Source organism: Roseateles toxinivorans (genome assembly GCF_004362525.1).
GTDB classification, from domain to species: Bacteria; Pseudomonadota; Gammaproteobacteria; order Burkholderiales; family Burkholderiaceae_C; genus Paucibacter; species Paucibacter toxinivorans.
In genome coordinates this window covers 1,106,160-1,130,464 of the sequence record NZ_SNXS01000002.1, presented here as the reverse complement: position 1 = coordinate 1,130,464, position 24,305 = coordinate 1,106,160, and the positions used below count along the sequence as shown (strand labels likewise).

The 24,305-nt window shown below is 65.8% G+C and carries 23 protein-coding genes and 2 riboswitches; of the genes, 16 read left to right on the top strand and 7 right to left on the bottom strand.

Annotation, left to right across the window (positions count from 1 at the left end):
* Positions 1-28 precede the first annotated feature (28 nt).
* A complete protein-coding gene (locus DES47_RS10905) occupies positions 29-727 on the bottom strand; it encodes a chitinase (protein WP_133700669.1) in 699 nt (232 codons plus the stop codon).
* Positions 728-863: 136 nt separating this feature from the next.
* Between DES47_RS10905 and DES47_RS10900 the strand changes: the two genes are divergently transcribed.
* Positions 864-1,526, top strand: a complete 663-nt coding sequence (locus DES47_RS10900) for a response regulator transcription factor (protein ID WP_133700668.1) — start codon at positions 864-866, stop codon at positions 1,524-1,526.
* Positions 1,523-2,920, top strand: coding sequence for a sensor histidine kinase (locus DES47_RS10895; RefSeq protein WP_133700667.1), 1,398 nt, complete (start codon positions 1,523-1,525; stop codon positions 2,918-2,920). Before DES47_RS10900 ends, DES47_RS10895 begins: the two co-directional genes overlap by 4 nt.
* Positions 2,921-2,988: 68 nt before the next feature.
* Here DES47_RS10895 and DES47_RS10890 read toward each other — a convergent pair whose 3' ends face one another.
* Positions 2,989-3,888 (bottom strand): LysR family transcriptional regulator, encoded by a 900-nt coding sequence (locus DES47_RS10890; protein WP_133700666.1) that lies wholly within the window; start codon positions 3,886-3,888, stop codon positions 2,989-2,991.
* Positions 3,889-3,977: 89 nt separating this feature from the next.
* Between DES47_RS10890 and DES47_RS10885 the strand changes: the two genes are divergently transcribed.
* Together DES47_RS10885 and DES47_RS10880 are read left to right on the top strand one after the other, a co-directional pair.
* On the top strand, positions 3,978-4,154 hold the full coding sequence (locus DES47_RS10885; protein ID WP_133700665.1) for a YjiS-like domain-containing protein: 177 nt from the start codon (positions 3,978-3,980) through the stop codon (positions 4,152-4,154).
* Complete coding sequence (locus DES47_RS10880; RefSeq protein WP_133700664.1) at positions 4,151-5,668, top strand: AMP nucleosidase; 1,518 nt, start codon at positions 4,151-4,153, stop codon at positions 5,666-5,668. The genes DES47_RS10885 and DES47_RS10880 overlap by 4 nt, the downstream gene beginning before the upstream one ends.
* A gap of 1 nt (position 5,669) precedes the next feature.
* Here the strand turns inward: DES47_RS10880 and DES47_RS10875 are convergent, their stop codons facing one another.
* Both DES47_RS10875 and DES47_RS10870 read right to left on the bottom strand, forming a co-directional pair.
* A complete protein-coding gene (locus DES47_RS10875) occupies positions 5,670-8,690 on the bottom strand; it encodes a beta strand repeat-containing protein (protein WP_133700663.1) in 3,021 nt (1,006 codons plus the stop codon).
* An 81-nt stretch (positions 8,691-8,771) separates the two neighbouring features.
* Positions 8,772-9,560: an arylamine N-acetyltransferase family protein gene (locus DES47_RS10870; protein WP_133700662.1), complete on the bottom strand. Its 789-nt coding sequence runs from the start codon at positions 9,558-9,560 to the stop codon at positions 8,772-8,774.
* Positions 9,561-9,667: 107 nt separating this feature from the next.
* A riboswitch (glycine riboswitch) is annotated at positions 9,668-9,768 on the top strand.
* Between the two features lie 8 nt (positions 9,769-9,776).
* Positions 9,777-9,871: riboswitch (glycine riboswitch) on the top strand.
* An 86-nt stretch (positions 9,872-9,957) separates the two neighbouring features.
* Between DES47_RS10870 and DES47_RS10865 the strand changes: the two genes are divergently transcribed.
* On the top strand, positions 9,958-11,256 hold the full coding sequence (locus DES47_RS10865) for a D-amino acid dehydrogenase (RefSeq protein WP_133700661.1): 1,299 nt from the start codon (positions 9,958-9,960) through the stop codon (positions 11,254-11,256).
* Positions 11,257-11,406: 150 nt separating this feature from the next.
* Positions 11,407-13,458 (top strand): elongation factor G, encoded by a 2,052-nt coding sequence (fusA, locus tag DES47_RS10860; protein ID WP_133700660.1) that lies wholly within the window; start codon positions 11,407-11,409, stop codon positions 13,456-13,458.
* Positions 13,459-13,476: 18 nt separating this feature from the next.
* On the opposite strand, the gene DES47_RS10855 is transcribed toward fusA, so the two are convergent.
* A complete protein-coding gene (locus DES47_RS10855; RefSeq protein ID WP_133700659.1) occupies positions 13,477-14,064 on the bottom strand; it encodes an SRPBCC family protein in 588 nt (195 codons plus the stop codon).
* Between the two features lie 65 nt (positions 14,065-14,129).
* Between DES47_RS10855 and DES47_RS10850 the strand changes: the two genes are divergently transcribed.
* From DES47_RS10850 to DES47_RS10825, 6 genes are all read left to right on the top strand, one after another.
* Complete coding sequence (locus DES47_RS10850) at positions 14,130-14,747, top strand: hypothetical protein (RefSeq protein ID WP_133700658.1); 618 nt, start codon at positions 14,130-14,132, stop codon at positions 14,745-14,747.
* A 399-nt stretch (positions 14,748-15,146) separates the two neighbouring features.
* Positions 15,147-15,350 (top strand): hypothetical protein, encoded by a 204-nt coding sequence (locus tag DES47_RS10845; protein WP_133700657.1) that lies wholly within the window; start codon positions 15,147-15,149, stop codon positions 15,348-15,350.
* A gap of 36 nt (positions 15,351-15,386) precedes the next feature.
* Complete coding sequence (locus DES47_RS10840; protein ID WP_133700656.1) at positions 15,387-15,635, top strand: hypothetical protein; 249 nt, start codon at positions 15,387-15,389, stop codon at positions 15,633-15,635.
* A gap of 166 nt (positions 15,636-15,801) precedes the next feature.
* Positions 15,802-16,647 (top strand): HDOD domain-containing protein, encoded by an 846-nt coding sequence (locus tag DES47_RS10835; protein WP_133700655.1) that lies wholly within the window; start codon positions 15,802-15,804, stop codon positions 16,645-16,647.
* A complete protein-coding gene (locus DES47_RS10830) occupies positions 16,644-17,270 on the top strand; it encodes a methyltransferase domain-containing protein (protein WP_133700654.1) in 627 nt (208 codons plus the stop codon). Before DES47_RS10835 ends, DES47_RS10830 begins: the two co-directional genes overlap by 4 nt.
* A gap of 54 nt (positions 17,271-17,324) precedes the next feature.
* Positions 17,325-18,002, top strand: coding sequence for a laminin B domain-containing protein (locus DES47_RS10825; RefSeq protein ID WP_133700653.1), 678 nt, complete (start codon positions 17,325-17,327; stop codon positions 18,000-18,002).
* Positions 18,003-18,006: 4 nt separating this feature from the next.
* Here DES47_RS10825 and DES47_RS10820 read toward each other — a convergent pair whose 3' ends face one another.
* Positions 18,007-18,489 carry an Lrp/AsnC family transcriptional regulator gene (locus tag DES47_RS10820; protein WP_133700652.1) on the bottom strand — a complete coding sequence of 161 codons (483 nt, stop codon included), beginning with the start codon at positions 18,487-18,489 and terminating at the stop codon, positions 18,007-18,009.
* Positions 18,490-18,625: 136 nt separating this feature from the next.
* On the opposite strand from DES47_RS10820, the gene hppD reads away from it, so the two are divergent.
* Positions 18,626-19,756, top strand: a complete 1,131-nt coding sequence (gene hppD, locus DES47_RS10815) for a 4-hydroxyphenylpyruvate dioxygenase (RefSeq protein WP_133700651.1) — start codon at positions 18,626-18,628, stop codon at positions 19,754-19,756.
* Positions 19,757-19,759: 3 nt separating this feature from the next.
* On the opposite strand, the gene DES47_RS10810 is transcribed toward hppD, so the two are convergent.
* Positions 19,760-20,656 carry a lipase family alpha/beta hydrolase gene (locus DES47_RS10810; RefSeq protein ID WP_243748250.1) on the bottom strand — a complete coding sequence of 299 codons (897 nt, stop codon included), beginning with the start codon at positions 20,654-20,656 and terminating at the stop codon, positions 19,760-19,762.
* A 114-nt stretch (positions 20,657-20,770) separates the two neighbouring features.
* Between DES47_RS10810 and DES47_RS10805 the strand changes: the two genes are divergently transcribed.
* From DES47_RS10805 to DES47_RS10795, 3 genes are all read left to right on the top strand, one after another.
* A complete protein-coding gene (locus DES47_RS10805) occupies positions 20,771-21,481 on the top strand; it encodes a DUF8198 family protein (RefSeq protein ID WP_133700649.1) in 711 nt (236 codons plus the stop codon).
* 85 nt (positions 21,482-21,566) lie between these two features.
* Positions 21,567-23,249 (top strand): long-chain-fatty-acid--CoA ligase, encoded by a 1,683-nt coding sequence (locus tag DES47_RS10800; protein WP_133700648.1) that lies wholly within the window; start codon positions 21,567-21,569, stop codon positions 23,247-23,249.
* The gene (locus DES47_RS10795) at positions 23,246-24,157 is read left to right on the top strand and encodes an MBL fold metallo-hydrolase (protein WP_133700647.1); all 912 of its coding nucleotides are present in this window, start codon (positions 23,246-23,248) and stop codon (positions 24,155-24,157) included. The genes DES47_RS10800 and DES47_RS10795 overlap by 4 nt, the downstream gene beginning before the upstream one ends.
* Positions 24,158-24,305 lie beyond the last annotated feature (148 nt).

Sequence of the window (24,305 nt, the reverse complement as noted above, 5' to 3'; positions counted from 1 at the left end):
TGGTTCTACGACTTGTTGGCTTGTGAATTCAGCAGCCCAGGTTCGGGCCCAGAGAAACGTCGAACAGGCGTGCGGCCTGGGCATAGAAGGCCACGCGGCGGGCGATCTTGCGTTGCGCGTCGGGGTCACCGGGCTTGTCACACTCGACCACGCCATTGATTGCCCGCACCGTGGCGCCGAAACCCGGGCCGCCGTTCATGGCCTGGTGGGCCGTCATGGTGCCGGGGCCGTTCTGCGTGATCCAGTACCACAGCGCGGTCTGCCAGGCCACGGCCGGGTCGCGCGCCACCAGGTCGGGGTCGGCCCACAGATCCAGGCCCAGGGCCTCGCCGGCGCGGCGGTACTGGTAGTTCCAGGACAGCTGGATGGGGCCGCGGCCGTAGTACTGCTGGCCCGGCGCGCAGCGCTCACCGTCAGCCAGGCTGCAATAGTGGTCATAGTTTTCCTTGCGGTACTCGCGCACCGCGCGCAACTCGTCCGACTCGTGCGCGATATTGCCCAGGAAGGCGGCCAGTTCGCGCCTGCGCTGCGCCTCATCCCCGGTGCCGGCAAAGGCCGGGAAGCTGCGCGCCGCCTTCAGCAAACCCTCGTGGCTGTAGAAGGGCAAGCGCTTCGGAAACAGTGCCTCGAATTGCGCCGCCGTCGGCAGCACTTGCGCCGTCGGCGCCGCCAGCACGGGCTGGCACAGCAGCCAGGCGAGGTTTGTCAGGATCGTTGTTCTTTTCATGCGTTGTCGATTCTTCTTCTGCCGCGGCGCATCCGGCACCGCTGGGCTGGGGCTAACTATCGGGCGCGAACCCCAAAGGGACTTTCAAGACTTTGTTAAGACATCGTTAACACCTGGCTTGTTAGAGTCCGGACCCATGAAGATCTGCATGGTGGAAGACGATCTGGAGCTGGGACGCTCGCTGCAGGTGCTGCTGCAGGAAGAGGGCAATGAGGTGATGTGGGTGCGCCGCGCCACCGACGCCCGTTACTGGACCGCCGAGCGCGAGTTCAATGCGCTGCTGCTCGATCTGGGCCTGCCCGATGGCGACGGCATCGAGCTCTTGCGCAGCATCCGGCTGATCGACAAGAAGCTGCCGATCGTCGTCATCACCGCCCGCGATGGCATCGAGGACAGGCTCACCGGCCTCAACAGCGGCGCCGACGACTATCTCGTCAAGCCCTTTGCAGGCGTCGAGCTGCTGGCGCGTCTGCGCGCGGTGGCGCGGCGCTCGGGCCAGCAGACCGAAGACGAGGTCCAGCACACCTGGCACATCAAGGACCTGGAGCTGGACGAGCACAGCATGACGCTGAAGCGAGCGGGCAGCCGCATCACGCTGTCGCGCACCGAGTTCTCCATCCTGCTGGCGCTGCTGAGGCTGCCCGACCGGGTGGTCACCCGCCGCCAGCTGGAGGCCAAGGCCCTTGTGCATGCCGATGGTCGCAGCCTGGATGTGCACATCTCCAATATCCGCAAGAAGATCGGCGAGGGCTATATCCGCACCGTGCGCGGTGTCGGCTTCCTGGTGGAGCGAGAGTGACGGTGGCCGACTACGGCGAAGCACGGCGCTCGTTGTTCAAGCGCACCCTGGGCGCCGTATTCGCGGTGATCTTCGTGATCTGGGTGGGCCTCACGGCCCGCGAGCTGATCGACATCGGCTGGCTGCAAAGCCGCAATGGCCAGGCCGAGAACCAGTTGTGGGCCCATCTGACCCGAGCCCAGGTGCGCGACAAGCTCGACGCGCCGCCGGCCATTGCCGCCGCGCTGGCCGACCTTGACCAGCTGCGCCACACCGAGTGGAAGCACAAGGGCCACCGCACGCCGCTGAGCCTGGTGCAGGTCTGGCACCAGGGCAAGTTGCTGGCGCAGCTGGGGCCAACGCTGAAGGACCGCCGCGCGCCGCCCCAGGAAGACCTGTATGCCAGCGACGACAAATGGCTGTATGCCGAGGCCAATGCCCCGGAGCAGGAGCTGATCATCCGCCGCTGGCAGGAGAAGCCGGGCGACTGGCACTTCAGCCTCACCGGCCTGAGCTACTACGCGCGTCCGCTGCTCTACGGTCTGCCGCTGGTGATGCTGCCGGTGTGGCTGCTGTTCCGCCTCGGCTTCGGCCCGCTGCGGCGCATCGGCCACCAGATCGCCCAGCGCTCGGCCAAGGACCTGTCGCCCCTGCCCGCCTCGCCCTATGTCGAGCTGGCCCCGGTCGTGACCTCGGTGAACGCGTTGATGGCGCGGCTGCAGCAGCGGCTGGAGCGCGAGCGCGAATTCCTGCTCGACGCCGCCCATGAGCTGAAGACACCACTGGCGGTGATACAGCTCAATGCCGAGGCCCTGCAGCCGCCAGCCGGTGAAGCCACGGGCCTGACGGGTCGGCAGGCCGGCGCCTCGGCCCGCCTCAACGAGGGCGTGCGCCGCGCCACGCATACCGTGCATCAGCTGCTGGCGCTGGCCCGGTCGGGCGGCGACCAGGAGAATGTCGATCTGATCGAGCACGAGCTGGTGGCCCTCGCCCGCGACCGCATCGTGCTGGCAGCCGAGCTGGCCCACCAGCGCGGCATCGAGGTGGAGCTGCACGCACCCGAGGAATGCTGGCTGCGCCTGCACCGTGAAAGCATGGGTTCGCTGATCGACAACCTGGTGGACAACGCCGTCAAGTATTCACCCGCGGGCAGCCAGGTGCAGGTGCGCATAGCGGAAGAGACCGACTGCGTCCGGCTGTCGGTGATAGACCAGGGCCCGGGCATTCCGGAGCACCTGCACCAGAAGGTGTTCGAGCGCTTCTTCCGCCTGCCCGGCCACGAGCAGGCGGGCAGCGGCCTGGGGTTGTCCATCGTCGAGCGAGCAGCCGCCCAGCATGGCGCCACCGTGCGCCTGGGGCCAGGTCTTGATGGGCGGGGCCTTGGCGTGAGCATCGAGTTCCCACGCCGGACTTGACCTGGGTAGCCCGGATGGAATCCGGGGCCAGCGTTGACTGGCGCCACAAGCCCCGGATTGCATCCGGGTCAACCAGAAAAAGCCTTCAAGGTCTCCAGCACGTGCAGGGCCGCGGCCGGCAGCAGCGCGGAGTCCGGATGCACCAGCCCCAGCTCGCGCTGCAGCGGCGGTTGCAAGGGGCGCAGCTGCAGGCGCTGCTGGGCGGCGATCTGCAGTGCCTCGTCCGGCGGCTGCTCCACCGGCAGCAGGGCCGCGCCATAGCCGGCGGCGACCAGGCTTTTCATCGCCTCGGTGTAGTTCAGCTCGATGCGCGCAGCGGGGTTGAAGCCGGCCCGGCCGAACCACTCCATCGTCAACCGGAACATGCGCGTGCCGCTGTCATTGAAGACCAGGGGCCGCTCGACCAGCCAGGCCGGTGTCACCGCCTCCGGAGCCTCCCAGGCCAGCGGCAGAAAGGCCATCATCGGGTCGCTGCGCCAGGGCGTGACCGGCAGCTCGGTCGTGCCCGGCTGCGGCAGCGTGACGATGCCGATCTCCAATTGACGCGCGGCGATGCGCTGCAAGGTGTCGCTGGAGCCCAGCACGCTGACCTCGACGTCGATGCCCGGATGGGCCCGCGCCAGCGCCTCCAGCACCCGCGGCAGCAGGTGCACGACCACGCCGGTGGAGGTGCCCAGCCTGACCTTGCCGACGCGGCCCTGGGCATGGTGCTGCACCAGGTCGATGGCGTCCTCGCTGTCGCGCAGCAGCTGCCGGCCGCGCTCCACCAGGGCCGCGCCGGCCGCCGTAGCCAGCACCTTGCGGCCGCCGCGCAGCAGCAGCGGCGTGCCCAGCCGCGCCTCCAGCTCGCTGATGTGCAGGCTCACCGTCGGCGGCGCCAGGTGCAGGGCTTGGGCGGCAGCGGCAAAGGTGCCGAGGTCGGCAATCGCCACCAGGGTGCGGATCTGGTCCAGGTTCAGGCTACGCATCAGTATTTCTGAATTACTCGGTCAGATGATTCAACTTCCCAAATACTAGGGCAAATACCAGGATAGCGGCTCATCGTTGAGGAGTTGCCATGAAGTTCTTGATCAAGCTGTACCAGATCCTGCTGCAGGCCCAACGCCGCCGCGCCGATGCGCAGGCGCTGGCCCAGATGGACGCCCGCGAGTTGCTGGACCTGGGCGTGGGCCCTGGCGAGCGCGACTACTGGCTGGCCTGCGTCACGGGCCAGCGCTCACAATCGGGGGCATGAGAAAGCACCACAATCCCCATGCCGACACCGGCCTGTTCGTCGCCCCCGCCCGTTTCGATGACCCCCAGGCCGCGCTGGCCCAGGCGCGACTGATCTACGAGCAAAGCGTCGCCCACCTGCGTGACAGCCTGCAGCGCTTCGTGGCCGGCGAGGCCTTCACCCAGCGCGTGCGTGCCTGCTATCCCTTTGTGCGCGTGCACACAGACACGGTGGCCCGCGCCGATTCGCGGCTCAGCTATGGCTTCGTCGCCGGGCCCGGCACCTTCGAGACCACGCTGACCCGGCCCGAGCTGTTCGAGCACTACTACGCCGAGCAGTTCACGCTGCTGCTGCAGAACCATGGGGTGGCGCTGGAGATAGGCACCAGCAGCCAGCCGATACCGGTGCACTTCTCGCTCGCCGAGCATGACCATCTGGAAGGCTCGCTGACGCCCGAGCGCCGCAAGCTGATGCGCGATCTGTTCGACCTGCCCGATCTGGCGGCGATGGACGACGGCATTGCCAACGGCACCCATGAGCCGGCGCCCGGCGAGGCGCTGCCGCTGGCGCTGTTCACCGCCGCGCGGGTGGACTATTCGCTGCACCGGCTGCGCCACTACACCGGCACCCTGCCCGAGTACTTCCAGAACTTCGTGCTGTTCACCAACTACGCCTTCTACATCGACGAATTCGTGCGCATGGGCCATGCGCTGATGGCGCAGGACGGCGGCCACGAATACATCGCCTTTGTCGAGCCTGGCAATGTGGTGACGCGGCGCAAGGGCCTGGCCGCCCAGCCGGGCGACGAGCTGGGCGTGATACTGCCGCGCCTGCCGCAGATGCCCGCCTACCACCTGATACGCGAAGACCGCAGCGGCATCACCATGGTCAATATCGGCGTCGGCCCGGCGAACGCCAAGACCATCACCGACCACATCGCCGTGCTGCGCCCGCACGCCTGGCTGATGCTGGGCCACTGCGCCGGCCTGCGCAATTCGCAGGCCCTGGGCGACTATGTGCTGGCCCACGGCTATGTGCGCGAGGACCATGTGCTGGATGAAGACCTGCCGCTGTGGGTGCCGATCCCGCCGCTGGCCGAGGTACAGCAGGCGCTCGAGACAGCGGTCGAGGAGGTGACCCAGCTGCAGGGCTACGAGCTCAAACGCATCATGCGCACCGGCACCGTCGCCTCGACCGACAACCGCAACTGGGAGCTCCTGCCCTTCCGCGGCCAGGCCACCACACCCGAGCGCCGCTTCAGCCAGAGCCGAGCCATCGCGCTGGACATGGAGAGCGCCACCATCGCCGCCAACGGCTTTCGCTTCCGCGTGCCCTACGGCACTCTGCTGTGCGTCAGCGACAAGCCGCTGCACGGCGAGATCAAGCTGCCCGGGATGGCGAATCACTTCTACCGCGAGCGGGTCGATCAGCACCTGAAGATTGGCATTCGCGCGATCGAGCTGCTACGTCAGCAGCGGATGGATCAGCTGCACAGCCGGAAGCTGCGCAGCTTTGCGGAAGTAGCCTTCCAGTGACTCAGGTGGGCTTGCGCCGGCGCAGGGCCAACAGCCCCACGCCGCCCAGCAACATCGCCCAGATCGGCACCTCGGGCACCGCGCCCACCTGCAGCACCGTCAGCTTGACCAGGTCCTGGTTGTAGTCATAGAACACGTCGTACTGGAAGCCCGCGCCGAAGCCATCGACGCTGACGCTGGCAAAGGTGCCGGTCAGATGGCCGGCGGCGTCCAGTATCACGAACTCGTCGCCATTGCTCAGCGCGCAGGCGGCGATGCAGTGCAGGGCCAGGGTGCCATCGAGGCTGGCCGTGCCATTGATCATGAAGCGGTCAAAGGCCAGGCTGCTGGCCAGCTCGACATCGAAGCTGCCGGCACCGGTTTGCGTATAGTTGCCATTCAGGGTCAGCGTGCCGGCCGAGCTGCCGGGCGCCAGATGGCCGGTGTTGGTCAGCTCATTGGTCGCAAAGGCGCCGGTGCCCATCATCGTGCCGGGGTTGCTGAAGTTGGTCGGCAGCTGGATCGTGCCCGCCTGCACTTCAATCACGCCCGGGTTGCTGAAGGCCAGGCCGCCGCCAATGGTCATGGCGCCAGCACCGCCGGACTTCACCAGCCGCCCCCGGTTGACGATGCTGGAGGTGGCGCCGCCGTTGTTGACCAAGCTCATATCGGTCTGCACGTCCAGCAGGCCCTCGTTGATCAGCTGCCCATTGCTTTGCAGAAACAGCGTGTCGCCGGTCGCCCAGGCCAAGGTGCCCTTGTTGGTCAGGGTGACGGTGCTGAGGAACTTGTTGCCGCCACTGGCGCCGGTCAGCGTGGCACCCGGCGCGATCTCCCAGACGCCGACCAGGAAGCCGCCGCCAAACTCGGCCGCACCACTCAGCCGGGCCGCCGCACCCGTGAAGCTGCCGCTGCGCAGCGACAGATTGCTGCCGGCGATCTCGCCGGCGAAGCTGGCATTGCCCGTTACTGCGACCACACCGGCCCCGCTCATCTGCGTGCCGGTGTTGAACGTGGCATTGTTGCCGGCGAAGTTCAGGAGGCCGCCGCTGGCCACCGTCAGCTGGCCACCGTCGTTGACAAAGGCGATGGTGCCGACATTGACCGTCTGGCCCGCCGCCACCTGCAGGGTGCCGCTGTTGTTGAACACCGAGGTGCTGCCGCCGTTGTTGACCAGCGCCACGCTGGCCTGGGCGTCGAACAGGCCCCGGTTGTCCAGCAGAGCAGCGCTTTGCATGTACAGCGAATCGGTGGTCTGCCAGGCAAGCAGGCCCTTGTTGACCAGATTGGCCGTGCTGAGGAACTTGTTGCCGCCAGCCTTGCCCGCGATCGTCTGGCCGCTGGCCAGCTCCCAGCCGCCGGTCAGGAAGCCGCCGGTGAACTCGACCATGCCGCCGACCAGCGCCTTGGAGCCAGTGCTGCCGTCGCCGCCACTGAACGTGCCATTGACTAGGCGCAGGTTCTGAGACTGGAAGTCATCAACGAATATGGCATTGCTGTTGAGCACGGTCACGCCGCTACCGACGAACTGGCTGCCGCTGTTGAACCGGGCGTTGTTGCCGTTGAAGGCCAGGGTGCCGGCCACATCGAGCGTGCCGCCATTGTTGACGAAGGCGATGGTGCCCACCGATCCGGCCTGCCCGCTGGCCACACTCAGGGTGCCGCTGTTGATGAAGCTGGATGTCGCGCCACCGTTGTTGACCAGCGACATGCCGGTGCTGATCACGAAACTGCCCTGGTTGTCGAGCACGCTGCCGCTCTGTAGAAACAGCGAGTTGCCGCTCTGCCACAGCCACTGCCCCTTGTTGACCAGGGCCGCGCTGCTGAGGAATTTGTTGTTGCCGTCCTGGCCCAAGAGGGTCTGGCCGGTGCCCAGCTCCCAGCCGCCGGTGATCGCGCCGCCGAGAAAGGCCACCGAGCCGGAAATGACCGCGCCACCGCCCGTGTAGGTGCCATTCTCCAGGCGCAGATTGCTGGAGCTGATGGCTCCGTTGAAGCTGGCATTGCCGGTGATACGGTTCACGCCGGCTCCGGTGAACTGCGAGCCGGTATTGAAGGTCGCGTTGTTGCCGGCAAAGTTCAGCGTGCCCAGCGCGTCCATCGTGCCGCCATTGCTGACAAAGGCGATGCTGCCGACGGTGCCGACCTGTCCGGCCAGCGCACGCAGCGTGCCGCTGTTGGTAAAGCTGGACGTCGCTCCGCCGTTGTTGACCAGGCTCGCGCTGGCCTGGAACTCAACCAGGCTCTGGTTGTCCAGGCCGCTGCCGCTTTGCAGGAACAGCGAATCGGTGGTCTGCCACAACAGGCTGCCCTGCTGGGTCAATGCGGCCCCGCTGAGGAACTTGTTGCCGCCACCGACGCCCAGCAGCGTCTGACCGCCGGCCACTGTCCAGTCACCCGTGAGTGCCCCGCCGGAGAAGGCCACCGTGCCACCGATCTGCGCCGCCCCGCCGGTGAACGTGCCCCCCTGCAGCCGCAGATTCGCCGAGGTGAACGCACCGTTGAAGCTGGCGTTGCTGGTGATGCGCGTCAGACCCGCGCCGGTGAACTGCGTGCCGGCATTGAAGGTGACATTGCCGCCGCCAAAGTCGATGACCCCGGTCTGCGCATCGATGGTGCCGCTGTTGACGAAGGCGATGCTGCCAATGCTGGTGCTGCCCACCCCGACGCTCTTGCGGAAGATGCCGCTGTTGTTGAAGGTCGAGGTGGCGCCGCCGTTGTTGACCAGTGCGTTGTCGCTGCGCGCATCCCACAGGCCGGCGTTGCTGATCAGGGCGCCGCTCTGCAGGAACAGCGAATCGGTGGTGTTCCAGTTCACCGTGCCGCTGAGATTCGTGAAGCCGACGCCGCTGAAGAACTTGTTGCCCCCGGCGTTGATCTGCAGCGCGTCACCCAGCAGCAGCGGCTGGGGCGCCGTCACGCCGGGGTTGTAGAAGCCGGCGCTGAAGGCGAAGTCAAGGGCTGCTGCCGGGGGGGCCAACGCCGCGAACAGGGCCGAGGCCAGCAGTGAACGGTGCAGGGCTTGGGGCAGCGGCAGCTTCATGATTGCGCTCCATCGACGTGCAACAGGCACCTCCAACACTAGGCGTTCCCCCTGCCCACCGCCCCCCTGATTCGTGGGGGATCAGGGCTCGATGAACTTGAAGCGTGTGCCTGCAGGAAACCGCAGGCCGAAGGTGGTGGCCAGCACCTCCAGCAACTCATCCTGGTCGCGCAGCCGGTGCGAGATCTGCGCGCCCTGGCCTTCGTTGATGCTCAGCTCCAGATTGCGCAGCAGATAGCGCCGTTCGGGCGTGCTGCGCACCGCCACCAGCGTGAAGGTGAAGCGCGAATCGGGATGGGTGGCGGTGAAGTAGTTGGCCTGCTCGTAGTCGACCGCCATCTGCGGCTCCAGCGAGAAGATATAGACGTCCGTCCACTGCTGCCCCTCCCAGACCTGCAGCAGCCACAACGGGCCCTCGCGCATCAGCCGGTAGCGCCACAGGCCGATGCGTTGCTCCTCGGCCTCGACCAGCACCATCGGCTGCATCAGGCCCTGGGAGCCGAAGCCGACATCGGCCAGCCAGGGCTGGCCGTCGATCTGCACCAGCAGCATCATGTGGGTGCGCGCACGCACGGATGTCGCGCGATAGCGTACCCGCGCAATCAGCGTCTGCAGCTCGAAACCCAGCGCCAGCAGCGCATCAGCCAGCAGACGGTTCTGCTCGAAGCAATAACCGCCGCGCCGGGCCTGCACCAGCTTGGCCTGGACGCTGTCAATGTCAATGCAAATCGGGCGGCCGAGCAGGATGTCCAGGTTCTCGAACGGTATGCTTAGCGCATGTGCGCGGTGCACGGCACGCAGCACGGCCAGGGTGGGCGCGCGTTCGCCCGTGTAGCCGATGCGCTGTAGATAGGCGTCCAGATCGAACATCGCTCCCCTCCCCGAGGCTCTTGATTCAAGCCGCGCAGTGTGCACGGTTTTTCGCCGGCCGTGATGCCCCTGGTTTGACGCTGCCAGCCGGCCCCCGCTACACTGCCCCCCGGAACACAGGAGAGAGCAGGCAGGCGTCAATCACGCTGGCCTGCCGCCGAAGGCGCAAGCTCCCATACTCGCTCAGGCCCCGTACTGTTTCCATTCACAGCCGAACTGGAGAGAGGGCGCGGACGCAAGGTCTGCACCCCACCGAAGGAGCAACGCAAGGCCGCAAGGCCTGAGCGGAATCTCTCAGGTACCAAGGACAGGGGGAGCGGCGCGAGATGCGCGCGCTCACCTGTTTTTTGGAATGCGTCGTCTCGTTTGCTCTGTTCAAACCCGATGAGAGTTCTCCATGAAAGTAATCGTTCTTGGCGCCGGCGTGACCGGCGTGACCACCGCCTGGTATCTGCACGAGGCCGGCCATGAGGTGACGGTGATAGACCGCCAACCGGCCGCAGCGATGGAAACCAGCTTCGCCAATGGCGGCCAGGTGTCGGTGTCGCACGCCGAGCCCTGGGCCAATCCCGGCGCTCCGTTCAAGGTGCTGAAGTGGTTGATGCGCGAAGACGCGCCGCTGCTGTTCCGCCTGCGCGCCGACCCGGCGCAGTGGCGCTGGGGCCTGCAATTCCTGCGCGAGTGCACACCGGCACGCACCCGCCACAACATCCGCCAGATCGTCAGCCTGGGCTTGTACAGCCGCGGCCAGTTGCAAAGCCTGCGCCAGCGCACCGGCCTGCAGTACGACCAGCTGACCCAAGGCATCCTGCATTTCTACACCAGCCAGCGAGAGTTCGACGACGCGCAGGCGCCGGCCCGGCTGATGCGCGAGCAGGGCTGCGAGCTGGACATGAAGACCGCGGACGAATGCGTGGCCATCGAGCCGGCGCTGGCGCAATGCCGCGCAAAAATCGTCGGTGGCAGCATGACGCCCAGCGACGAGTCGGGTGACGCCCATCGCTTCACCCAGGGCCTGGCCGGACTGGCGCAGCAGCAGGGCGTGCGCTTTCTGTACGACACCCGCATCCTGGGCGTGCAGCGCGAGGGTCAGGTCGTGACAGGCGTGCAGGTGGCCGACGCGCAGGGTGTGGTGCGCATCGAGCGCGCCGATGCCTACGTGCTGTGCCTGGGCTCGTTCAGCCGCGGCCTGGCCCGCGATCTGGGCATCTCGCTGAACATCTATCCGGCCAAGGGCTACTCGGTCACCCTGCCGGTCACGGCGCCCGAGCAGTCGTACAGCGTGTCGCTGACCGACGATGAATACAAGCTGGTGTTCTCACGGCTCGGCGACCGCCTGCGCATTGCCGGCACGGCCGAGCTCAATGGCTACAACACCGACCTGAACCTGTTGCGCTGCGAGGCCATCGTGCGGCGGGTGCGCGAGCTGTTCCCGAACATGACCGATGGCCAGGGCGCACAGTACTGGACCGGCCTGCGCCCGGCCACGCCGAGCAATCTGCCCTATATCGGCCGTAGCGTGGTGAGCAATCTGTTCCTCAACACCGGCCACGGCACCTTGGGCTGGACTCACAGCTGCGGCTCGGCCGCGGCGGTGGCCGACATCGTCAGCGGCCGCGTGCCGCAGGTGGACTATGGATTCATGGGCCAGCCGGCACCTCAGCGCTGGTGGGGTGGCGCGGTCGCGGCGACCTGATTCGCGCGCTGGTGCAAACTCGGCTTGTGCCGCTTGGGCGTATCCCTTACGCTCAAGCCACATCAGGCCGTGAACACGCCCCGATAGAGACGCGCTCAGACCTGCCTAGCCACGCTGGTCACGCAGCCCGGAGGGCTGCAAGGAGTGCTCATGTCTTCAAGCACGCATCCCGGCATTGCAGCGATACGGACCCTCGCCCTGGTGGGCCCCGCTGCAGCCGGTAAAACCACCCTGATCGAGGCCCTGCTGCACAAGGCGGGCGCCATCTCCACCACGGGCACGGTCGAGAAAGGCTCGACCGTCAGCGACCATGACCCGCTGGAACGCCGCATGCAGCATTCGCTGCAGACCAGCCTGGTCCATCTGACGCACCAGGGCACGCGCATCCACCTGATCGACACGCCCGGAGCGCCCGATTTCATCGGCCAGTCGCTGCCGGCGCTGGAGGCGGTGGACACCGCGGCCATCGTCATCAACGCCCAGACCGGCATCGAGCTGATGGCCGCCCGCTTCATGGAAACCGCCGCCCAGCGCGGCCTGGCCCGCTTGATCATCATCAACAAGATCGAGGCGCCGGGCGTGAACCTGCCGGCGCTGCTGGCGCAGATACGCGAGACCTTCGGCCGCGAATGCCTGCCGCTGAACCTGCCCTCGGGCGGCGGCACGGCGGTGGCCGATTGCTTCTTCCAGTCCAGCGGCACGGCCGACTTCTCCTCGGTCGATGAGGCCCACCGCGCGCTGGTCGAACAGGTCGTCGAGGTGGACCCCGACTTCGTTGACCGCTATCTGAACGATGGCGACGTCGATGCCAGCGAGCTGCATGCGCCGCTGGAGCAGGCCTTGCGCGAGGGCCATCTGATCCCGGTCTGCTTCATGTCGGCGCGCAATGGCGCCGGTGTGGCCGAGTTGCTGGACGTGATCGTGCGCCTGCTGCCCAACCCCACCGAGGGCAACCCGCCGCAGTTCGTCAAGGGCGAGGGCGAGGCCGCCAAGCCGCTGCATGCCGAGCCCGATCCGGCCCTGCATGTGCTGGCCCATGTGTTCAAGGTCAATATGGACCCCTACCTGGGCAAGATGGGCATCGTGCGCGTGCATCAGGGCACCTTGAGCCGCAACAGCATGCTGTACGTCGGCGACGGCCGCAAACCGTTCAAGGTCGGCCATCTGTTCATGCTGCAGGGCAAGGAGCATGTCGAGGTCGCGCATGCGCTGCCTGGCGATCTCTGCGCCATCGCCAAGGTCGATGAGCTGCACTACGACGCGGTGCTGCACGACGCCGCCGAGGACGACCACATCCACCTGCTGCCGATCCAGTTCCCCGAGCCCGTGCACGGCCTGGCCATCGAGCCCAAGCGCCACGGCGACGAACAGCGGCTGTGGGAGATCCTCACCCGTCTGGTGGACGAAGACCCCTGCCTGAAGATCGAACGCTCCGGTTCGACCAACGAGACCATCGTCTACGGCCTGGGCGAGCTGCATCTGCGCATGCTGCTGGAGCGCCTGCGCGAGGCCTACAAATTCGAGGTCAACACCCGCCCCCCGCGCATTGCCTATCGCGAGACGATCTCGGCCCCGGCCGAGGGCCACCACCGGCACAAGAAGCAGAGCGGCGGCGCCGGCCAGTTCGGCGAGGTCTATCTGCGCATCGAGCCGCTGCCGCGCGGTGCGGGCTTCGAGTTTGCCGACGAGGTGAAGGGTGGCACGATTCCGGGCCAGTTCATGCCGGCGGTGGAAAAAGGCGTGCGCCAGGTGCTGGAGACGGGCGTCATCGCCGGCTATCCGCTGGTCGATCTGCGCGTGATCGTGTTCGACGGCAAGCACCACTCGGTGGACAGCAAGGAAATTGCCTTCATCGCCGCCGGCCGCAAGGCCTTGATGGCGGCGGTGCGCGAGGCCAGGCCCCTGATTCTGGAACCCATCGTCCATGTGGACATCACCGCGCCCGATGCGTCCATGGGCGACATCACCGGCGACCTGGCCTCACGGCGGGCGCAGATCAACGGTACGCGCACCTTGGTGCCGGGCAGCATCACGGTGCAGGCCCAAGCGCCGATGTCCGAGCTGAGCAGCTACCAGACCCGGCTCAATTCGATGACCAGCGGTCAGGGGCGCTACACGCTGCTGCTGTCGCACTACGAGCCGGTGCCGCCGAATACCCAGGCCCAGCTGGTGGCGGCGCACCACGTGCACGAGGAGGAGTAGATCGCGCCGCCGATCAGACTATTTGGGCGCCGAGGCGGCCGCCGCCGCCTTGGCCTGGGCGCGGTAGGCTTCCAACTGGGCCAGCCAGGACGTCCAGTCCTTGGGGCCGGTCTCGAAGCGGGCCTTCAGATTGGCCAGCACGCCACCCCAGGCGCGATCGAAGTACGCATAGGCCTTGTCCCATTCACCGCCATCGCCCCAGCCGGTGTGGTGCAGCTTGATGCGAGTCTGCTTTTCATCGACCGGCTCGAAGCGCAGCACGACGAAGGTGCGCTGCTGGCGCGCCTCGGGCAGGCTGGGCGGCGCATTCCAGTCGAAGGACAGCATGCGCTTGGGGCTCAGGGCCATGAAGCGCATATCGTCGGCGCCCTTGTTGCCCGGCATGGCGCCGGGGTCGATATAGATGTGGAAGGCCCCGCCGACGCGGGCCTCGATCTGCGCATCGGGCGCAAAGAAGCTGGTGATGCCCTCCCGGGTGGTCCAGGCGGCCCAGGCCTGATCCAGGCTGGCGTTGATCACGACTTCTTTATCAAGACTGCGCTCGGCGGCTGCGGCAGAGCCCCCTGTGAGCCAGCCAAAAACAAGCAACGCAAGCAGCATCTTCATGGAGACTCCTTGAGGTCGGACCGGGCGCAAAACGGGCGAGGACAACGCAGCTTTATCATACGCATATGTATTCCGCCCCCAAGGACGTGGCCCAGATCCGTCTGGACAACGCGCTCGTCCTGTTCGAAGAGTTCGTCAGCGCCACCATCAAACACCCCGATGCCGCCACCCTGCGCGGTCTGGAGCGGCGTTTCGCCGAGCGATTGCAAATCCAACCCAGCTACTGGAGCCAGATCAAGGGCCGCTCACGCCAGATCGGCGAACGCCTGGCACGCCAGTTCGAGCAACTGTGCCACAAGCCGATAGGCTGGATGGACCAGGACCACAGCCTGGCCCAGAACCTGGCCTCAAAGGGCGCCACCACGCTGGCGCCACCCGGCACGCCCCCGCTGGCCGACACCCAGCCCAGCATGCCGCAGGACGACGACGAGCGCTTCATCGTCGGCCTGGTGCTGACCTATTACCGCCGCCACCCGCAGCGGGCCCGCACCCGTCTGCTGGACCTGCTGGGCGAGGTATTGACGCCGCCCAGCGCACCGACAGCACCGACACCCGCGCTGGCGCCCGGCGTGCGCAGACCCGCGGCCCCGGCACCTGCCGCCCCGGCCGCCAGCGCCAAGAACGATGTCGATGAATGGCGCAAGCTCCAGCAGGCCGTGGCGCCGCTGAAAAACAAACGCTGAACTTTTGTGTTTCAGCCGATAAAAAGCACTTGCGCAAGATAATCAATCGTTTATCATTTGCGCAAGTTGCAGTGCAGTCCCGCAGCGATCCCCGCCCTTCCACCTCCAGCCCCGAGACCGGCCGCCCTATGTCTTCGACGACCCTGAACCGTTTTGTTTGCCTCCCAGCGCTGAATCAGCTGCTGACGGCCAAGGCGTTCAAGTCGCTGATCGAAGGCACCCGAGATGGGGCAGCCCCGGCCCGACCGCGATGGCGACAGCGCTGAGCAAGCACGCTCAGTCTTGATCACCACACGGCCCGGGATGCATCACTGCCCCGGGCCGTGGTGCTTTTGCAGCCCGCGTTGACACGCGAACAGACGAGGCCCCGCGTGGGCACCAGAAGTACAAGGAGTTTTGATGGCCGTATTCACCGCACCCCGCCCGGTCATTGCCAAGGGCAAGACCTACAGCAAACCACGCAATCCGCTGGTTGCCCCGAGCCTGTTCCGCCGCGCCGGTTCTCACGGCAGCCCCGTGCAGGGCCAGCGCCAGCAAACCAAGCAACTGCTGCGCTTCGAGCTCAAGCAACTCGCCAAATCGATAGACGACAACGGTCCTTGAAGGCAAGCCCTGCCCCGGACCCACCGGAGACCTGACATGACACGCACGACATTGCCCCGCTGGCCAGACGCACTGGCCGCGACCCCGAGCTGGCGCCGCACCTTGGCGCTGCTGCTGCAGGCCGCCAGCACGATGCTGGCGCAGCTGGCCGCGAAGATGAACCTGGTTGAGCGCAGAACCAAGGCCCCCGTGGTCGAGTTCTACGCCGAGGCCGGCGCACCCGAAGGCGCGCTGTTCGTTGACGGCGAGCTGATCGGTTACCTGCCCGGCGTCAACCGCCTGTGATTCCCAGGAGGCTGTCGGGCCTGCCCCCAAGCCCGTCAGCCTCCTCAAAACAAGAGCCCGCTGCGCAGAAATGCGCAGTGGGCTCTTGCCCTTGGGCCGGACGGCTAAAGTCGGGCATGGCGCCACCCGATAGACGTAGCAAGATGCCCCCATTTCAGGTCCGCCCATGACTGCCGCCTCCCTTCCATTCACGCCGCTGACGCGCGCCCTGCCTGATTTGGGCTGGTGGACGGCCTATTTCCGCGATGCCGAGATCCCGGTGCTGGCCGAAACCGCCTCCGAGCTGGAGTTGCTGCGCGCCAATGAGGACGCTGTCGATGCCAATATGCTGGGCGAGATGATTGCCCGCGACCCGCTGATGACACTGAAGGTGATGGCCCATGTGGCAAGCAACCGCCCCAGCAGCCGGGTCACCGACGCCGAAACCGTCACCGCCGCCCTGGTGCTGACAGGCATCACCCCCTTCTTCCGCGACTTCGGTCCGCAGCCCACGGTCGAGGAGCGTTTCGCCGATCAACCCGAGGCGCTGGACGGCCTTTACCAGGTGATCAAGCGAGCGGAGCGCGCGGCCAACTTTGCCATGGGCTTTGCACTGATGCGCATGGACCACGATGCACCGGTGATCTACAGCGCGGCCCTGCTGCATGACTTTGCCGAGATGCTGCTGTGGTGCCATGCCCCGGCCTTGGCCCTGGACATCCAGGCCAGGCAACGAGCCGACTCCACCCTGCGCAGCGCCGTGGCCCAGCGCGAGGTGCTGAACATCAAGCTGACCGACCTCGAACATTCGCTGATGCAGGCCTGGCATCTGCCCGAGCTGTTGGTGCGCATCACCGACGATCGCCCAACCACCAACCCGCAGGTGCTGACCGTCAAGCTGGCCATTCAGCTGGCGCGTCACACGGCCAATGGCTGGGACAACGCCGCCGTACCCGACGATGTGAAGGAAATCAGCCAGTTGCTGAACATGGCAGAGGGGCCGACCCTGGCAACCCTGTTGGAGATGGAATGACACATGGCCCCGACGTCGGTTTCTGGCAGGCCCGGTTTGAATCGGGTCAGACCCCCTGGGACCGCGGTCAGGCCCATCCGCAGCTGAGACGGTGGTTGGAGCAGGGTCAGATCGCCCCCGATGACCGGGTGGCCGTGCCTGGCTGCGGCAACGGACACGAGGTCTTGCTGCTGGCCCAGGCCGGCGTACGCCAGCTGACTGCCCTGGACTACGCTCCGGCGGCAGTCGCGCGGGTGCAGGAGCGTCTGGCGCAGGCATGCCTGGAGGCCGATGTCGAGTTGGCCGATGTGCTCAGCTGGGCACCCAAGCAGCCGCTGGACATCGTTTATGAACAGACCTGCCTGTGCGCGCTGCACCCCGACCATTGGCGTCGCTACGCCGACCAGCTCCACGGCTGGCTTCGGCCCGGTGGCAGGCTGCTGGCCCTGTTCATGCAAGCACCGCGCGAATCAGCGGCTCAAGGCCGCATCGAAGGGCCGCCCTATAACTGCGACATCAATGCGATGCGTGCGCTGTTCCCAGCCACGCTGTGGGGCTGGCCTGCCCCGCCCTATGCGGCCACCCCCCACGAGCGCGGCTGGCATGAGCTGGCCGTGGTGCTGACACGCAAAGACCAGGCGTGACGGCGGGCCACGGCAGGCCTACACTGCAGGGCTTGAGCCAACCAGGGGCAGCAGATGAAGTCCAGCCACGTGTTCAAGTCCGCTGCTGCGGCCACGCTACTGATCACAGCCACGGTTGCCCAGGCAGCCCCCGCCCCGGTGGAAAGCCGCTTCAACGCCGACACCGAGAACTGGCGTGTCGCCAATCTGCTGAGTCTGTCCGCCGCCAGCCAGGCGGCCAGCTTCGAGGCCGGCACGCAGCGCATCAGCACGAATGACCTGTTCAGCTGGACGGTGTTCGCTGCGCCGGCCAAGTTCCTGGGCAACCAGTCGGCCTTTCTCGGTGGCAGCTTGAGCTTCGATCTCAGCGACAGCCTCAAGGACACCACCGCCGACATCTTCCCGACGCTGGTGCTGCAATCGGGCGCCAATCTGCTGGCCTGGTTTGGCGGCGCTCCTGGCAGCACCATGACCTCTTATTCCGCCGTGCTGACGGCGTCGCCCGCCTGGCAGAAGATCGTCGGCTACGAGGTCACCGGCCTGCCGATACTGGCCGCCGCCAGCAGTGCCGACCTGAGCAATGTGCTGGGCGCGCTGCAGGGCATCTATATCAACGCCGACTGGAAGACCGCCGGCAATGACCATGCCGAGCTCGACAACGTCAATCTCGTCGGCGTGGTGCCCGAGCCCTCAAGCTGGTTGATGTTGCTGGCCGGGTTGGCCGCCGTCGCCATCGCACGACGCAGGCCTTGAAGAGTCACACCGGCACGGCCGTCGTGTTCTTGACCCGGTCCAGCACAAAGCTGGTCTTGCAATCCTGCACGCTGGGGTGACGCAGCAGGGTGTCGGTGATGAAGCGCGAGTAGTGCGCCATGTCTTCCACCACCACGCGCAGGATGTAGTCCATCTCGCCGGTCAGCGCCGCGCACTCCACCACCTCGGGCCAGGTCTGCACCGCCGCGCGGAACAGATCCATCGGGTTGCGCTTGTGGCTTTCGGTGTTTTTCTCGAGCCGCACATTGATATAGGCGGTGAGACCCAGGCCCACGCGCTCGGGCGGTACCAGGGCCACATAGGCCGAGATCGCGCCGGACTCCTCGAGCCGCCGCACCCGGCGCAGCACGGCCGAGGCCGAGAGGTTGACCTGGGCCGCCAAGGCGTCAAAAGTCACCCTGCCATCGACTTGCAGAGCCCTGAGGATGCGTCGATCAATCGTATCAAGCTGAATAGCTTTGTCCATGCCTCAATTCTTGCAGGAATCCTGTGCGCCGATGCGCATTCGCACATGATTTGGCTTCAATCCTGCGCCGCTGAACGCCTACAGTCTTGAGCCACCTCAAGCGCTTTTGCATCTCTTTCCTTACCGGAGCACCGACATGGCTTTCACCCCCTGGGACAACCCGATGGGCACCGACGGTTTCGAGTTCATCGAGTACGCGGCCCCCGATCCCGCCGCCTTGGGCCAGTTGTTCGAGACCATGGGTTTCACCGCCGTGGCCAAGCACCGGCACAAGAACGTCACGCTGTACCGCCAGGGCGAGATCAACTTCATCATCAACGCGGAGCCGGATTCGTTCGCGCAACGCTTTGCACGCACGCACGGCCCGTCGATCTGCGCCATTGCCTTCCGCGTCAAGGACGCCGCCTTCGCCTACAAGCGCGCGCTGGAGCTCGGCGCCTGGGGCTTTGACAACAAGACCGGCCCGATGGAACTGAACATCCCGGCGATCAAGGGCATCGGCGACTCGCTGATCTACTTCGTCGACCGCTGGCAGGGCAAGAACGGCGCCGCGCCCGGCGAGATCGGCAACATCAGCATCTATGACGTCGACTTTGTGCCGATGCTGGACGCCAACGGTCAGCCTGTGAAGGCCAACCCGGTCGGTCACGGTCTGGGCTATATCGACCACCTGACGCACAACGTCTATCGCGGCCGCATGAAGGAATGGGCGGAGTTCTACGAGGGCCTGTTCAACTTCAAGGAAGTGCGCTACTTCGACATCGAAGGCAAGCTGACCGGACTGAAGAGCAAGGCCATGACCAGCCCCTGCGGCAAGATCCGCATCCCGATCAACGAGAGCAGCGACGACAAGAGCCAGATCGCCGAGTACCTGCACCTGTACCACGGCGAGGGTATACAGCACGTGGCACTGGGCACCAACAACATCTATGGCTCGGTGGAGGGTATGAAGTCCACTGGTGTGATCTTCCAGGACACCATCGAAACCTACTTCGATCTGATCGACAAGCGCCTGCCCAACCATGGCGAGAACATTGCCGAACTGCGCCGCCTGCGCATCCTGATCGATGGGGCCACCCACCAGGGTGCGCCGCACGAGCTGCTGCTGCAGATCTTCACCAAGGAGGTGATCGGCCCGATCTTCTTCGAGCTGATACAGCGCAAGGGCAATGAAGGCTTCGGCGAAGGCAACTTCAAGGCCCTGTTCGAGAGCATCGAGCTGGACCAGATCCGCCGCGGCGTGTTGAGCGACACCCCGTCTGCCTGAGCGTCAGGAGGCTGCTGGCAAACGCAGGCATTGCATCAGGTCATCAAACACCTGCGCTTCGTACAGCAACCCGATATGGCCGGTGGCGGGCAGATGAATATGCTGCGCGCCGGCCAATGCCGCCGAGCTGGCGGGGCAGACGATGTTGTCGGTGTGGCTGTAGTAGCAGCGCATCTGTGCCCGCATTGCGGCTGACTCCTGTGCTGCCAGATTCTTGAGCCAGGCGCTGCCCAGCCGCATCTGCCCGGCATTGCGGGCCGCCGAGAAGCGCGCCATGAAGGTGCCGGCATGAGGTGTGCCCAGGGTCAGCACCTGGTGCACCCGGGTGTCATGCCCATGCGCCCGCCACCAGGCTCGGATGGCCAGCCCCCCCATGCTGTGGCCCACCAGCACCGGGGCGCTACCGGTGCGGTGCTCCAGCTCCTGAACAGCCGCCTCGAGTGCGGCTGCGTAGCGGTCTATCGATCCGAATGCGGGCTCCAGCGTGAGTGCAATGACCGGCACATCCGCGCTGCGCAGGCGCGCCAGCCAGTCATTCCACAGACCGCGATTGCAGAAGAAACCATGCACCAGCAGCACGCCGCGCCGGCCCGCGGCATCGGTTGGCAAATGATCAGGCTCGCGCCGCGAGGCGAACGGCTGTTGCCAACCAAACACCCGTGAGCAGGCGAGCGACTCTATCCACCAGGCGCGCAGATGCTGGCGCAGACCGGCGGCAGGCGCCGGGTCAAGGCGGTTGATGACGGGCAGCATCAGGAACTCCAACGCCAGTATCAACACATGGCCCCACAGCACGGCGGCCGCCAGCATCATGGCGCCGATGGGGTGGCCCTGCCGCCAGAGCCAGCCGCCCAGGCCCAGGGCAAGGCCCCAGCGCAGCAACACGATCAACTTCTGCAAATGCGCATTCATCAGAGCCCGCGGTCGGAGTTGCCAAGGCCTTGATGGTACGGGGCCTGCGTGCACATGGCCGGCATGGCGTCAGAATGCAGGCGTGTTGCAGCCCTGTCGAGCATGAACCAAGCCCTCACCCCAACCCAGCAAACAGCGCAAACCATCCTGCAACACCTGCAGACGGTGGAGCAGGAACGCCAGCGGCGCCGCAGCGATGCCCGGCTCAATGACATAGTGGCAGCGGTCAAGGCCTATCAGCGTCAGCGCTTTGCGGCTACCTATGCCGATCTGCTGGCCAGCGATCGCTATCAGGGCGCGGCGCGCTTCTTTCTCGATGAGCTGTACGGACCGCAGGACTTCAGCCAGCGCGATGCCCAGTTCGCGCGGGTTGTCCCCGCGTTGGCGCGAATCTTCCCGAGGGATGTGCTGCACACGGTGCAGACCTTGGCCGAGCTGCATGCGCTGTCCGAGCAGATGGATACGCAGATGGCTGGGCATCTGGCGCCGCCCATTGCCGGCGAAAACCTGAGCGCCGAGCACTATGCCAAGGCGTGGCGCGCCACCGGCCAGCCGCTGGCGCGCGAGCGCCAGATCGCCCTGACCACCGAGTTGGGCAAGGCCCTGGATGAATACACCGCCAAGCCACTGCTGCGCCATGCGCTGCGCATGATGCGCGGACCGGCCAAGGCAGCCGGGCTGTCCAGCCTGCAGCATTTTCTCGAGACCGGCTTTGACACCTTTAAGGCGATGCGGGGCTCGCAGGAGTTCATGCGCATCGTCGGCGAGCGGGAGCGCAGCCTGGCCAACGCGCTGTTTGCCGGCTGTCCCTGAGGCGACAGGGTCCTAGTGCAATTACCGTAGCCGCGGCCGGGTGCTACAAGGGACCATCAACGATCGTCAGTGTCTTGGAGTGCTTGTGCAAAAACCCTGGTTGAACAGTTACCCCGCGGGCGTGCCCGCCGAGCTCACCGGGCCGGGCTACAACTCTCTGGTCGAACTCTTGGAGGAGGCTTTCCGCAAGTACGCCGCACGGGACGCAGCCGCCTGTATGGACAAGCGCCTGAGCTTCGGTCAGATCGACGAAATGTCGCAGGCGCTGGGCGCCTGGCTGCAGTCCAAGGGTCTGGCCAAGGGAACTCGCGTCGCGTTGATGATGCCCAATGTGCTGCAGTACATGGTGGCCATTGCCGCCGTGCTGCGGGCCGGCTATGTCGTGGTCAACGTCAACCCGCTCTACACCGCGCGGGAGTTGCAGCATCAGCTCAAGGATTCGGGCGCCGAGGCCATCATCGTGCTCGAGAACTTTGCCAGAACCTTGGAGGAGGTGATCCAGCAGACGCCGGTACGCCATGTGGTGGTGGCCTCGCTGGGAGATTTGCTGGGCTTCTGGAAGGGCACGCTGGTGAACTTCGTCGTGCGCCATCTGCGCAAGATGGTGCCCGAGTACCGCCTGCCGATCGGTGATGGATACCACGTGACCCGCTTCAATATGGCCTTGGCCGAGGGCACGACCATGACCCTGCGGCGGGTGCAGGTCGGCCCCGATGATGTGGCCTTCCTGCAGTACACCGGCGGCACGACAGGTGTGTCCAAGGGCGCCACCTTGCTGCACCGCAACGTGGTAGCCAATATCCTGCAGGCCGAGGCCTGGTTCAAGCCCATGCTCGACAAGCTGGGCGATCGCGCGCTGACCACCGTGTGCGCATTGCCGCTGTATCACATCTTCGCGCTGACGGCCTGCTATATGCTCGGCGCCCGCCTGGGCATGATGTGCCTGCTGATCACCAACCCCCGCGACATCCCGGGCTTCGTTGCGACCCTGCGCAACTACAAGGTCAATCTGTTCCCGGCGGTGAACACCCTGTTCAACGCGCTGGCCAATGATGCGGACTTTGCCCGCCTGGACTTCAGCGGGCTGGTGATCTCCAACGGCGGCGGCATGGCCGTCCAGCAGTCCACCGCCGAGAAGTGGTTGAAAGTCACCGGCTGCCCGGTGGTCGAGGGCTACGGCCTGTCTGAAACCTCGCCCGTAGCCACGATCAACCGGCTCGACATCCACGACTTCAACGGCAGCATCGGCCTGCCGGTGTCTGGCACCGATATCGCCATTCGCGATGACGACGGCTACGATGTGGCGCTGGGCGAGCGAGGCGAGATCTGCATCCGCGGCCCGCAGGTGATGGCCGGCTATTGGAACCGGCCCGACGAGACCGCTCTGGTGATGACTGCGGATGGCTTCTTCAAGTCGGGTGACATCGGTGTAATGGATGACCAGGGCTATGTGCGCATCGTCGACCGCAAGAAGGACATGATTCTCGTTTCCGGCTTCAACGTCTATCCAAACGAAATCGAGCAGGTCGTCAGCCTGCTCCCCGGTGTGCTGGAGTGCGCGGCCATCGGCGTGGCAGACGAGCGCTCGGGCGAGGCGGTCAAGCTCTTCGTGGTCAAACAGGACCCGGCGCTCAGCGAGGAAGACATCGCCGAGTACTGCAAGCAAAGCTTCACCGCCTACAAGCGCCCCAAATACATCGAGTTCCGCGACGAACTACCCAAGAGCAACGTCGGCAAGATACTGCGGCGCGAGCTGCGTTCCTCGTGAACCGGAAGAGCGATCTGATCGTTCTGCAGCGAGGCTGGCTGTCGTCAAACAATGTCGTGATCGGCGACGGCGAAGATCAAGCCGTCCTCGTTGACACCGGCTATTGCACCCATGCCGAACAGACGCTGAGTCTGGTTCAGTCGGCCCTGGGTGAGCGGCGGCTGAGCGCCATCCTCAATACTCACCTGCACTCCGACCATTGCGGAGGCAATGCCCGCTTGGTCGAGCGCTATCGGGTGCCTGTGCTGATTCCGCCAGGGCAGTTCGATGCCGCCAGTCGTTGGGACGAGAGCGCGCTCAGCTATCGCGCCACGGGGCAACGCTGTGAGCGATTCACCCCCGATCGCGCACTGATGCCCGGCAGCACCTTGAAGCTCGGCGACGGCCTGTGGCATGTGCTGGCGGCGCCGGGCCATGATCCAGACTCGGTGATACTGTTTGAGTCACGGAGCGGCACACTGATCTCCGCCGACGCGCTGTGGGAGCACGGCTTCGGCATCGTCTTCCCCGAACTGGATGGGGAGTCCGGCTTCGATGAGGTCCAAGCAACGCTGGACTTGATCACCAGCCTGCCGGTCGCACGCGTGATTCCCGGCCATGGCGCACCATTCACCGACGCGACAAATGCCGTTGCTGAGGCGCGCCGTCGCCTGCAGGGCTTTCGACAGGATCCGCCGCGCCACGCACGCTACGCCGCCAAGGCCCTGCTGAAATTCCACCTGATCGAAGTCAGACAACAAAGCATGCACGACTTGCTGGCCTGGCTGACCAACACCGAGGTGCATGGGCAGCTCTGGCAACGCCACTTCAGCGCGCAGCCTATCGCCGAATGGACGGAAAGCGTCCTGCAGGAATTGCGGCGCAGCGGCGCCATCGCGATCGAGGACGGCGTGGTGCTCGACCGATAAGTCAAATAGGCCCAGAAATGGAAAAAGCCCAAGCATTGCTGCTTGGGCTTTTCGATTAATAGCCTGACGATGACCTACTTTCACACGGGAACCCGCACTATCATCGGCGCTGAGTCATTTCACTGTCCTGTTCGGGATGGGAAGGAGT